Raw genomic sequence first — 12,958 nt, 5'->3', positions numbered from 1 at the left:
CTTATTAAATCGCTTATTTCTTAAGAGTTTATGAATATTCATGAAGATATCATAAGAAATGGAACAAAATGCAATTTAAATCGTATAATTATGTAACCATCTATTTACATAAAAAGGAGTTGAGCTTTTGAAAAAGACAAAAATGACGGCACTGACCTTATTAGTCATGCTTGTAATTAGCTTTTTATTGCCTTCTACACAGGCAAGTGCTGCTGCTACATTAGAGGTCAAAGCAACAGCGGGTATTTCAGGTAAAGCTAAATATCAATCAGTGGTGCCACTACAAGTAACAGTAAAAAATAATGGTGCAGATTTTTCTGGAGATATGGCCATTAATTCTGCCAATTCTTATGAGGCTGCATCAGCAATCGTCGTGCCAATCGATATAGCAGCAGGAGAAGAAAAGACATTTACTTTCTATCAGGATGGGTTAGCTGACTATAGTTATTCGGACGCAGATTTATTTGCCTTTTATGAGGGAAGCATTGAGAAAGGAAAAAAGGTTGCCTATAAAGGAACTAAACGCCTACAATCTAATTTTTTAGATCCTTCAGCAACGTTTATTTATACATTAACAGATAAAAGTGATCGACTATCGGCCTTTTTACGTTTATCAACATTTGTTGTTCAAAGCAGTGTCGAAGTATTTAATATTAATCAATTAAAAGATTATACATTCCCAGAAGATTCACAGGGACTTGCTATGGCCAATGTCATTGTAGTGGATGAAGTGGCGATAGCCGATTTAACACAAAAACAACAAGAGTCCTTACTAAAATGGGTACAAGATGGCGGTACATTACTCTTAGGGGCTGCTGACCAAATTGATGCCACAGCAGGTATTTTGAAAGAGTATTTACCTTTATCATTATCACAAGAGATGACTTCTATTTCTGCAGAGGCATTAACTAAATTATCGGGTGGAGGCATTTTTACACAGCCTATTTCGGTTTACTCGTCTACTAGTAGTGAAGGAAGTCTACCAGTACTAACAGAAAATAATACAGTGTTAGCAGCAAAGAAAAAAATTGGTAGTGGAGAAATTATTCAAACAGCTTTCTCTTTAGGTGATCAACCGCTTGCATCAATGGACGGCTATGCTGCCCTTATAGCTAAAATGATTGATATTCAAAACATTTCGCAGCAAGGGATGATGAGACAGGGGCAATCATCACTCGACCAAATTTCTTATGAGCTTCGTAACATTAATGAATTATTTCCATCCTTTGAAGTATCAGTAAGCTATATGCTAATTGTCATTATTCTTTATATTTTAATTATCGGGCCACTGCTTTACGTTGTTCTTAAAAAAATGGACAAGCGTGAGCATGCATGGTGGATCATTCCATCGATTTCAATTGTCCTTTCAATTGTTCTCTTTATTGTTGGAGCCAAGGATCGTATTGTTCAGCCACAAGTTCAACAATCTGCATTCTATAAAGTAAACGAAGATAGTAGTGTAAATGGTTATTATGTAGAGTCGATTCTAACAAATCGTAGTGGGGATTTTGTGGTCAATGCTGATCAAAATACGACTGCCATTGCTTTGAGAAATTACAATAATTTCACAGGGACGATGGGAGCTTTGCATGAATCTTCTTATATAAAAGAAAATGCTAACGGTTCGACGTTAACATTACGCGACTTAAGCTACTGGTCTGTGCAATCCTTTGGTGGAAAAACGTCAGCTCAAAATATGGGCAAGATGGATATTGATATAACATTGAAAAATGAAAAGCTAACAGGAACGGTTAAAAATAATTTCCCATTCACATTAAAAGATGTCACATTAATTTCTGGTGTGAAAGAAGTGAAGCTAGGGGATATTGAAGCGAATGGAACGTTACAGGTTAATAAGGAACTGAAAACAACGGTTCTTCAAAAACCATCGATATTCAATAATTATAATTATAGTTACCCATCGAAGAAGGATGAGGTAGACCCAATGCGTATTGAAAGAATGAAATCATTAGCATTACCGCTTGTAGAAAATGATAACCAGCCAATACTCACAGCTTGGACAGATCAAGCTCTTGTAGGAGTTGAACTAGAAACAAGTGCTAATATGTCACCGATTACTACGCTTGTTCAACCGTTTAAAGGAAAAGTGGAGCTATCAGGTCCATTTACAATGAAGCGCAATAACTTCACTTATACATTAGTACCACTTTCAGCAAGTGGACACTATGAAAAAATTGATGAATTGAACAATTGGTACCTATCTGATGGTTTATACGAAGTCACAATGGCAATGCCAGATCAATTTATGGATGCTGTTCAATCACTTAATGAGCTCACAGTTTCCAATAAGGATGTTGCACGTATGCAGATAGCGATCTGGAATAATGAAACTAACGTATATGAACCACTGGTAGATACAAAGCAAGTGTTTACGGATAAAATTTCAAAGTACTTTAATCAAGATGGAGAACTGCGAATGGAAATAAAATATGGTCCTGATCCATCTGGAGAACAAACGAAATTACCAGATATAGAGCTGAAAGGAGTGGCAAAATAATGATAGAAATTCGTGACTTAACGAAACGATATGGCTCCTTTACAGCACTAGATCATTTAAACTTGTCCTTAGAAGAAGGCGTTGTATTTGGATTTGTTGGTGCTAACGGGGCAGGGAAATCTACAACATTCTCTATTTTAGCCACACTATTGTCGCCAACTTCTGGTGATGCCTTGATCAATGGCAAAAGTGTTGTGAAGGAACCGAAGGAAGTGCGCAAGCAAATTGGCTATATGCCTGATTTCTTTGGTGTCTATGACCAGCTAAAAGTAGATGAATATTTAGATTTTTATGGTGCGAGCTACGGTATTCAGCTAGCAGAGCGTCAAGTGTTAATTCCACAACTATTAGAGCTAGTGAATTTAACAAACAAACGCTATGAATATGTGGATTTATTATCACGGGGGATGAAGCAACGCTTATGTTTAGCCCGTGCCCTTATCCACGATCCCAAGGTATTGATTTTGGATGAGCCTGCATCAGGTTTAGATCCGCGAGCTCGTGTGGAAATGCGAGACATTTTACGGAATTTAAAATCCATGGGGAAAACCATTTTAATTTCCTCGCATATTTTGCCAGAGCTTGCTGAGATGTGTGATGAAATCGGCGTCATTGATAATGGCAAGTTAATTGCACATGGCAATGTAGCTGCGATTCAAGCACAACTACAGGGAGAAAAGCGTATTGTGTTGAAAGTGACAGATCGACTCGATGCAGTACGTGCATTTTTAGAGGAAGATCCCCATATTTCTTCTATTGATGTCATCGATAATCGCTTAGAAATAGCTTTTAATTATCGTGGAACAGACGCAGAGCAAGTGTCATTATTGAAAAAGGCGATGCTTGCCGATTTACCGATTTATGCATTAAGTGAGGAAGAGAAAGATTTAGAGGATGTCTTTATGGCAATCACGAAGGGAGCGGACAATCAATGATGGAAAGATTTTATAATCCGGTACTCGTAAAAGAATTGAAGTTACGCTTCCGTTCTTTTAAAAGCTTCTCAGGGTTAATGTTTTATTTAGCAGTACTGTGTATTTTCATTGCAGGATTTTTATTGCTTACGACTGAATTTACTGGCAGGGGCTTCTTTAGACCAGAAACAAGCTTTATGATGTTTGCTGTGCTAACCATTTTACAAATGGCATTAGTTCTTTTCATTACTCCAAGTTTAACTGCAGGTGCCATCAGTAGTGAACGTGAGAAGCAAACTTTAAATATTTTACTAACAACAACACAAAGTTCTACACAAATTGTTATTGGAAAATTATTATCCTCTGTAGCATTTCTAGTATTGATGCTAGTAGCAGGATTACCACTATATAGCTTAGTATTTCTATTCGGTGGTGTATCACCTTCACAGCTTATTTCTATATTTTTATTTTATTTAGTTACTGTAGTAGCAATAGGTAGTATTGGTGTGATGTTTTCAACAATTACAAAGAGAACCATTGTGGCCATGATTGCAACATATGGATCGATTATTTTTTTAGGTGGTATTACAGCATTCTTCTTCTTTTTAACAATGGCCTTTCATCAAATGGGTAATGCCATTGGTACAAGCACCTCCTTTATGACTTATTTTTGGGCGTCTATCAATCCAGGTGCCTTGATGTTGACGCTTATTTCACCAGAGATGGGTGATGCGTTAGCTGAGCTTTCTGGTATAGAACTACCTGTATGGATTATGTATTTAATTGCTTATGTATTGATTATTGTACTTTGTTTAACGATTGCAATTAAAAAATTACGTGCCAACATGAAAAGTAACCGATGAGGAGGAATTGGTATGGAGCGTCGTAAGCAGTTACGAAAATATATTCAGCGTGCAAAGTCGAGCTTAACTCTTGAAAGAAGTATTCCCATTGCACAGTACGGTTTGTTTTTGGCATTGCTTTCGAGTGCTTCTCTCGTTTTAATTTCCCGACTATTTGTTTGGCCATATTATCGTCAAATAGCATTAGGTGCATTCATTACTGTTATGGCTGCAACTACTGTTTACATATGGTGGAAACGTGTCAACGAAAGAGAGGCTTTGCATACTCTGGATCATTATTTTTCTCATAATGAGTTAGTGACAGCATTATCGTTTAAAGATGATCAGGACCCTCTTGTCCAATCTTTATTATCTAAAGCCATACAAAATGTTGAAAAAGCTTTTGCTGACTTTAAGGCTCGAAAGAAACATCTGTTTCGTCCAAAGGCATTTATCGGATTATTCGTCACAACAGTTGTACTAGCCATTCTTTATATGTTTCCAGCAGCGACGCAAATAGAAGCAATCGAGGTTGAAAAAGAGCAAGCTGTTATCGAAGATATGAAAAAGGAAGTTGCTGAACTAGAGAAAAAAGCACAAACAAAAGAAGTTAAGGAGCAATTGCAAGAGCTTCAAAATACTTTAAAAGAGGCTGAAACGGCAGAAGAGGCTTTACGGGAAGTTGTGAAAAAGCAAAAGGAACTAGCCCTAAAGGAACAGCAATTAAAGGATAAACAAACGGCTAGTCAAGATGGGGCAGAAGAAGAACAAAGCTTATCGAAGGAAGAGGTTGAGCAGCTAAAAGAGCTTGCTCAAATGCAGCAAGGGCTAACAGAAAATGCAAATGCTACTCAAACGGCTATGAGCAAGCTTGGTAAGCCAGCAAGTAATTCCTTACAAAATGCTATTGCTAGTGCTAATCAAAATGCAAGCAGTAACAAACAAAACAATCAACAGTCTTCTGGCAATGCCCAACCTAGCAATCAGCAAAGCCAAGCAAGTCAGTCTGGTCAAAATAATGCTCAAAGTGGTTCCAAACAACAAGGACAGGGACAAGGGCAAGGACAGGGGCAAGGACAAGGACAAGGACAAGGACAAGGGCAAGGACAGGGGCAAGGACAGGGGCAAGGACAAGGACAAGGACAAGGACAAGGACAGGGGCAAGGACAGGGGCAAGGACAGGGGCAAGGACAAGGACAAGGAGCAGGAAGTGGCCAAGGCGGTCGAAATTTATTGACGACACCTAATCGAGTTGGCGGATCAAGTGAGACATCAGTAGATGGTGGAGCGTTAGGAGATGGTTCTCATGTATCTGAGCAACAGGGAAATGGACCAATAACAAAGGGCTCTATTCGACCATATGAAGAAGTAATTGGCTCCTATAAAGACAGCTATTTAGAAAGCTCAGAGCGTTTACAATTACCAAAGGATTTACAAAATGTCGTGCAATCTTATTTCACGTCAATTGAGTCGCAGTAGGAGGAAAAGAAATGGCATTTACAGAGCAACAGTATGTAGAGATGAGCGCGAAATTACACCAAGTAAAAGAAGAAATTCATCGCTTCATTGTTGGACAGGAAGAAGCAATTGATTATACGCTGTATGCAGTTCTAGCAGATGGTCATGCCTTATTAGAAGGTTTACCAGGATTAGGGAAAACAATGTTAATCCGTACAATTTCTGAAGTACTAGATTTGTCGTTTTCACGTATTCAATTTACACCCGATCTTATGCCTGCTGATATAACAGGGACAAGTATGATTGAACGGACGCCTGATGGCAAGCAACAATTTACATTTCAACCTGGGCCAATCTTTAGTCAAATGGTGTTAGCCGACGAAATTAACAGGGCAACACCGAAAACACAAAGTGCCTTGTTGGAAGCAATGGGAGAAAAAACGGTGACGATTTTGGGGGATACGAAAAAAATGGCGAAACCATTTTTCGTGTTAGCGACTCAAAATCCTATTGAAATGGAAGGAACCTATCCATTACCTGAAGCACAAATGGACCGTTTCCTTTGTAAAATTCTTGTACCGTATCCTGAAAAAAGTGAACTTATGGAAATTATGAAGCGAACGACAGGTGCGCAGGAAATTGGTTTACAGAAGATGATGAATACTGAGGGTCTTATGGAAGCTCAGCAAATGGTGAAAGAAGTAATGGTTGCCGATGAAATGCTGGAATTTGCCACAGATCTAGTGGTGGCTACGCATCCTGAAAGACCAGATGCTCTGAATGAAGTTAAACAATATGCCATGTATGGCAGTGGTCCACGTGGTTTGCAAAGCTTAATAAAACTAGCAAAGGCTAGAGCACTTATGAACGGACGTTTCCATGTTTCTGTAGCTGATATAAAATCTGTTGCAAAACCCGTTTTACGTCACCGAATGCTGTTGAATTATGAAGGGGAGGCTTCAGGGAAAACAGCTGATGATGTAATTGATGTTATTTTAGAAAAAGTTCAACAAGGTGTTAGCAAGTGACAGCAAAATACTTATTGCCCGAAGACTGGTTAGCAAAAATCAGTCGCTTTCAAGTAGCGACGGCCTCCAAACTACGCGGGCAGCATAAGGGCTCGCACCGTTCACAACGCTTCGGGGCTTCTCTCGATTTCTCAGATTTTAGAGAATACCATTTAGGTGATGATGTACGCCAAGTAGATTGGAACGTTTTTGCTCGAACAGATAAATACTTTATCAAGAGGTTTTTAGACGAGCAAGAGATGCGTGTACACATTTTACTCGATACTACTAAATCAATGGGGGAGAGCGCTAAGTGGCTATTTGCTCGTCAAATTGTGGCCTCCCTCGGCTTAATGGTGCTCGGTCGTGATGATCGTTTGTCTTTTTCGTTTGTCCAAGATGAAGTGAAACCACCGTTTCGACGGAAGGGTGCCATGTATCGTCGAGCTTTTTTACAAGTAGTAACAGATATAGAGGAAGCGAATTATGCCAATCGATTTGCACAGGGTGCACTAAAAGCTATGCCTAAGGATAGTACCGTACTCTTCATTATTACAGATGGGTTAGAGCCAATTGAGGAATGGGAGCAGCTGTTAAAAAGGCTACCACGCTATGCTGGGGATGTTCGCATTTTGCAAATTGTTACGCAAGAAGAGTTATCACCAAATTATTTGGGGGATGTCCGCCTTCTTGATCGTGAAACAGGCAATGATGTCAATGTGACGATGTCTACTAAAGTATTAGACACCTATCATGCAAGACGATTATTACATGAAGAAGAATTTGAAGCCATTTGCCGTCGCTTTGGCGTTCGAAAATTACAATTGAAAGTGGAAGATGGACTGCAACATGCGATCTTTCAACAATTATTAAAAGCACATTGGATTAGGTGAGGTGAGCCGTATTGGGCTTTAGTCAAATTATATTTAGCTGGACGGCCATCATCCCGGTCATTGTCCTACTCTATTATTTCTTTCGTAAAAAATATACTGATCAAACTGTCTCTTCGACTCTATTTTGGTCTGAAATTATGCAGGAAACCCGTGTATCACCTTATTTAAAGCATTTACAAAAAAATGCCTTACTATATTTACAGCTGCTAGCCTTACTGCTACTTGTATTGGCGCTGATGAATCCATATGTGAAAAAATCAACCATTGTGGGTGCGCAAACGATATTTATTGTTGATACATCAGCCACGATGCTAGCAGGAAAGGATTCATCAACCTTTGACACACATAAGCAAGAAATGTTGACATTGATGGAAGAGTTGAATGGGCGACCTGTTACATTGATTACAACAGGTGCCGCTCCAAAAGCCGTTTTGCAGCAAGAAACAAATATGAATGACATTGAAAAAGCGATTAAAGATTTACAAGTATCCTATGAAACGGCTGAAATGACGAAGGCACTGGATGTTGCACAGGCATTTGTGGGCGATACACCGACTTCTATCTATGTTTTTACAGATACGCTTGATAAAAAGCAATTACCAATGGATAAAGATTCAGTGAAATGGCTAGTTAGAGGTGCTGCAAAAGACTTAACAAATATCGCCATTACACGCTTTGCTGCAACGACAGATGGTCAGGTTACGATGGCACTTGTACAGCTCCATAATGATACAACTGCTGAACAAAAGGTGACATTAGCGATACAAAATGCAGAGGGTGAAAAGCTGGTAGCAGAACGTGTCGTTGTGCCTCCAAATGAAGCCATTACGAAAACCTTCAAAGATTTACCCTTAGCAAAATCGATGACAGCTATTATTGATGCAAAGGATGATTATGCCGTAGACAATCAACAAACCGTCTTACTACAAACGACTACTTCAAAAATTGTTGTTGATCAGGGTATGCATCAGTTGATACAAAAAGGTTTTCAAAGTGTCAGTAGCGGCGTGAAAATCGTTCCGTCTTTACAAGTAGCTGACAATCAGGATGCAACTGTCATCACAAACCAAACAGCCTTATTGGAGAAGATGGAGAAACCGCTAGTATTATTTGGACGTGATGATGCCGAAAAAGTGGAAACAAGTGGTACAGTAAGTGCTAAAAGTGATGCATTATTTGCTTTTAGCGAACTAAAGGATATTTATGTTAGTGCTATTTATCCTGGATTTTCGGATTATGAAACCATTGCTTCTGTAGGAGATGAGCCGTTTATCCAACGCTCTCCTAAAGGGGATATCGTTGTTTTAGCGGATATTGCTGATACAGATTGGCCATTGCATCCATCATTCCCGCTATTTTTATGGAGTACTGAGCAACAGTTAACAGAATCAGTCGGTTCACTTGGTATTTTCACACCGAATGAACAGCGTGCAGTAGCCTTAGCGCAAGGAGACTGGAGTGTTTATTCGCAAGAAGATGAGTTTCTTTCTTCTATTACACAGGGCATGTTAATTGCACCAAAACAACCAGGTATTTATATGGTACGTTCAAATAATGAAGAAAAACAATTTATTGTGCAATTGCAAGCCCAGGAACGTGTTATTGAACAAGGAACAAGCTATACATTAGGCGACATTTCAGACAATGGGAAGGAAGAGGTATCGATGGCCTCCTTCGTACCTTGGTTAATTGTAATAGTTTTAATTTTGCTTGTTTCAGAGTGGGAGGTGCAACGACGTCGTGGATTTACGAATTGATACGCCATTAGTATTGTTGCTATTACTTCCATTGTTCTTGTATTTTGGATGGACTTATTTTCGAGAACGGCAGCGACTAAAAAAGAGTCATATTGTTGTGCTTGCTATTCGCATAGTAGCGATATGCTGTTTAGTTTTGGCACTTGCAGGGCCGTATTTATTATTACCGATAAAAGAAGAACAGATCGTGTATTTACTAGACCGATCTGCGTCTATGAATGGTACAGAAGATGAGATGGCTCAGTTTATACAGGAGAGCCTACAATCTAAAAAAGAACCCCAACTTGCAGGGATCTATTCTTTTTCTTCCACTTTACAAACAGAAGCCATTTTGTCTAAAGAATTAAAGGATGTACCGAAGCTTACAGAAATCAAAGCAACAGATCAAACGAATATTGAACAAAGTCTACAGCTTGCAACAGGCATAGTTGATCCTAAAAAAGCGACTCGCCTTGTATTATTAACAGATGGTAATGAGACAAAAGGAGATGCTTTAGAATTTGTCTCCAGATTGAAAGGTGCCAATATTAGTGTGGACGTTGTACCTTTTAGTCTACCAGTTGTCCATGATGTGTCGCTCAAAAGCTTTGTCTCTCCTCAGGTTGCTTATGTAGGAGAGCAGCAACAATTAGTAACAGAAATTCATGCAACAGCAGCAGGGCAAGGGGAGCTGTTATTATATGAAAATGATGAACTAATTCATCGCGAGGCAGTTGAGCTGACGGAAGGTACAAATGTGTTTACCTATAAACACGCAGCAACAGCTGAAGGACTTGTAAAATACGAAGCAGTTATTCAAGTTGGGCAGGATGCTATTTTTGAAAACAATAAATTAACAAGTGTCACAATGGTACAAAGTGAACCCCATTTACTCATCGTCAATGGCTATGAAACAGCTTCACCTATCGCGGCAGCACTTGGTAGTCAATCCATTGCCTATGATGTTGTCGATCCTAAAAGCCTACCAAATGAACTGTCCAGCTATTTACAATATAATGCGATCATTTTTGACAATGTGCCTGGTCATTTAGTTGGTGAGGCGAAAATGAGTGTGATTGAGCAAGCAGTCAAAAACTTTGGGGTTGGTTTCACGATGGTTGGTGGAGAAAATAGTTTTGGTTTAGGAGGCTATTTTAAAACGCCAATTGAAACGTTATTGCCTGTGGAGATGGAAATTAAGGGCAAGGAGCAATTACCTTCATTAGGGCTAGTCATAGTGCTGGATCGTTCTGGCAGTATGCATGGCTCGAAGCTGGAGCTAGCTAAGGAAGCAGCGGCACGTTCTGTTGAAATGCTACGAGATGAGGATACATTAGGCTTTATCGCCTTCGATGATCGTCCTTGGGAAATCATAGAAACCGCACCTCTTAAAAGTAAAGAAGAGGCAGTGGATACCATTCTATCAGTAACACCAGGAGGCGGAACAGAAATCTATAGTTCATTAGCTAAAGCCTATGAAAATCTCGCCGATTTAAAGCTTCAACGTAAACATATTATTCTTTTAACCGATGGGCAATCACAATCTGGGAATTATGAGGATTTAATTGCTGAGGGAAAAGAAAATGGTATCACTTTATCAACAGTAGCGATTGGACAAGATGCTGATGCTAACTTACTCGAAGCACTTAGTGATATGGGTAGTGGACGGTTCTATGATGTTATTGATGAACAAACCATTCCTTCTATTTTATCTCGTGAAACAGCTATGATTTCTCGTACCTATATTGAGGATAATCCGTTTTATCCAGCAATTTATAATGCCGCAGGATGGAATTCGCTATTTGCCAATGGCGTCCCTCAAATGAATGCTTATATTGGAACGACAGCTAAGCAAGGGACAACCGTAATTGCAGAAAGTGAGAAGGAAGATCCTGTGTTAGCACAATGGCAATATGGACTCGGTAAAACATTTGCTTTTACATCCGATTCAACGGGTAAATGGACAGGAGATTGGGCAAGATGGCAGGACTGGGGAACATTTTGGCAGACGCTTATTTCACAAATGTTGCCAAGCTATAATGATGTTGCCTATGATGTGAGATTAGAAGCTGATGGCTCCTTTATGATTACAGACCCTACAAATGAAGCCGCATTTTTAGACATTGTAGCGGTTAATGAAGCAGGGGAGGAGTTAGAAACTCAGTTAGAAACCATTTCAGCCTCCCAAATTCGAGCTGTTGTACAGGCCGAACCTGGATTGATTTTCTTCCGTATAGCGGATGAGCAGCAGGCCATTTATCAGGCAGGCCTAAGTGTTCCTTATAGTGCTGAGTATGAACTGCTCCCTGTTAATGAAAAACTGGTTGAAGAGTTAACAAATCAAACAGGGGGAGCCGTTTTAAAAGAACCACAAGATGTGTTCCGTGACTTTACAACCAAAGGAGCGGATCGACAAAACATTGCTACATGGCTTCTTTTAGCAAGTATGCTTCTATTCTTTATGGATATTACCATAAGACGTTTTGGGTGGAGTTTCCTAACAAAAACGAATAAAAAAGAGCAGCCAATTGAGGAGAAACCTGTACAAGCAGAAGATACGAACGTAGCCCAGCTATTAAAGGGTATGAAAAAACGATCATAATAAAGTGAAGGCAGTGCAAAATCATTCCATTTTGCACTGCTTTTTTGAATGCTTTGAGGTTTTAAAAAATGGTGCAAAGGTGATTGACAAAGTGCAGCCTTCGAAAAGTGCTTCTCAGGGGAGAGAGACGCTCATAAAGAAACGAACCCCGCTCAAAGACTAGAAAAGGAATCTTCTCGCACATCTTAAAGAATTTCCAAAATCAAAAAGCACTCAGCACCACTCAATAAAGCGAAGAATTAAAACTCTTTACTAGTACCGATTTTCGCAAAGTACTAGCTACCATAACACCTAAGATGGCCCCGATGGTACTTGATGTTAAAAAGGCTGGCATGAAGAATAATGCGGCTACGGATGTCTCCATAAGCAATTTTGCATAGGGTACGGCAATAAGTGAAGCTAAAATACCAGTGCCAAAAACTTCGCCGAATCCTGCTAGCCATGGTTTTCTACTGTATTTGTAGGCAAGGGCCGCACACAATGCACCAATAATACTACCAGGAATCGCTAAAAGAGAGCCTGTACCAGTAAAGATACGAATGATGGCTGTCACAAAGGCAACTAGAACTGTTGGCACGGGTCCTAGTATAATAGCTCCTATTACGTTAACAGCATGCTGAATGGGGTAGGCACGTGCGATGCCTGTTGGTATGGATACAAAGGTAGATCCTGCTACAGCAATCGCTACTAATAAAGCCATGATTGTCATTTTACGAATTGACATAAGGTTCACTCCTCTTGAATAAAATCATGAGGGAAATTAAAAGGCCGCTTCCTTTAAACAATAGGAAGCGGCCTTGCATAGACAATGATAGTAGCAAGTAGCGCCACTTCCCTCCGCTAGTATGAACTAGATCAGGTTCAAAGGGTCCGTACATCATCATATACGTCTCAGCCTTTTAAAGGCTCCCCTAGTGGTAAATATCATTCAATTTTATTAACCAACATTACTGTAACATAATGTTAAAAATAGTCAATGATTTTTCTG

The 12,958-nt window shown here is 39.5% G+C and carries 9 protein-coding genes and 1 riboswitch; of the genes, 8 read left to right on the top strand and 1 reads right to left on the bottom strand.

What is annotated here, in order from left to right; genetic code table 11:
* Positions 1-127 precede the first annotated feature (127 nt).
* The 8 genes from CRI88_RS04105 to CRI88_RS04070 are packed head-to-tail and all read left to right on the top strand — an operon-like array spanning position 128 to position 11,970.
* Positions 128-2,518 (top strand): DUF7408 domain-containing protein, encoded by a 2,391-nt coding sequence (locus CRI88_RS04105; RefSeq protein ID WP_036125712.1) that lies wholly within the window; start codon positions 128-130, stop codon positions 2,516-2,518.
* Positions 2,518-3,453 carry an ABC transporter ATP-binding protein gene (locus CRI88_RS04100; protein ID WP_089931897.1) on the top strand — a complete coding sequence of 312 codons (936 nt, stop codon included), beginning with the start codon at positions 2,518-2,520 and terminating at the stop codon, positions 3,451-3,453. Before CRI88_RS04105 ends, CRI88_RS04100 begins: the two co-directional genes overlap by 1 nt.
* Entirely contained in the window at positions 3,450-4,295 is an 846-nt protein-coding gene (locus CRI88_RS04095) for an ABC transporter permease (RefSeq protein ID WP_036125707.1), read from the top strand. Before CRI88_RS04100 ends, CRI88_RS04095 begins: the two co-directional genes overlap by 4 nt.
* Before the next feature lie 12 nt (positions 4,296-4,307).
* On the top strand, positions 4,308-5,753 hold the full coding sequence (locus CRI88_RS04090; RefSeq protein ID WP_089931898.1) for a hypothetical protein: 1,446 nt from the start codon (positions 4,308-4,310) through the stop codon (positions 5,751-5,753).
* 11 nt (positions 5,754-5,764) lie between these two features.
* A complete protein-coding gene (locus CRI88_RS04085; RefSeq protein WP_089931900.1) occupies positions 5,765-6,760 on the top strand; it encodes an AAA family ATPase in 996 nt (331 codons plus the stop codon).
* Positions 6,757-7,632, top strand: coding sequence for a DUF58 domain-containing protein (locus tag CRI88_RS04080; RefSeq protein WP_036125551.1), 876 nt, complete (start codon positions 6,757-6,759; stop codon positions 7,630-7,632). Before CRI88_RS04085 ends, CRI88_RS04080 begins: the two co-directional genes overlap by 4 nt.
* Positions 7,633-7,643: 11 nt before the next feature.
* On the top strand, positions 7,644-9,389 hold the full coding sequence (locus tag CRI88_RS04075) for a vWA domain-containing protein (RefSeq protein WP_089931901.1): 1,746 nt from the start codon (positions 7,644-7,646) through the stop codon (positions 9,387-9,389).
* On the top strand, positions 9,373-11,970 hold the full coding sequence (locus CRI88_RS04070) for a VWA domain-containing protein (RefSeq protein ID WP_101966416.1): 2,598 nt from the start codon (positions 9,373-9,375) through the stop codon (positions 11,968-11,970). The genes CRI88_RS04075 and CRI88_RS04070 overlap by 17 nt, the downstream gene beginning before the upstream one ends.
* 223 nt (positions 11,971-12,193) lie before the next feature.
* On the opposite strand, the gene thiW is transcribed toward CRI88_RS04070, so the two are convergent.
* Positions 12,194-12,694 (bottom strand): energy coupling factor transporter S component ThiW, encoded by a 501-nt coding sequence (gene thiW, locus CRI88_RS04065; RefSeq protein ID WP_101966415.1) that lies wholly within the window; start codon positions 12,692-12,694, stop codon positions 12,194-12,196.
* A 91-nt stretch (positions 12,695-12,785) separates the two neighbouring features.
* Positions 12,786-12,893, bottom strand: a riboswitch (TPP riboswitch).
* Between the last annotated feature and the right edge of the window lie 65 nt (positions 12,894-12,958).

The sequence above is a fragment of the Lysinibacillus fusiformis genome (assembly GCF_002845985.1).
In the GTDB taxonomy this organism is placed as follows: Bacteria; Bacillota; Bacilli; order Bacillales_A; family Planococcaceae; genus Lysinibacillus; species Lysinibacillus fusiformis_D.
This window is presented reverse-complemented; position numbering and strand designations above follow the sequence as displayed.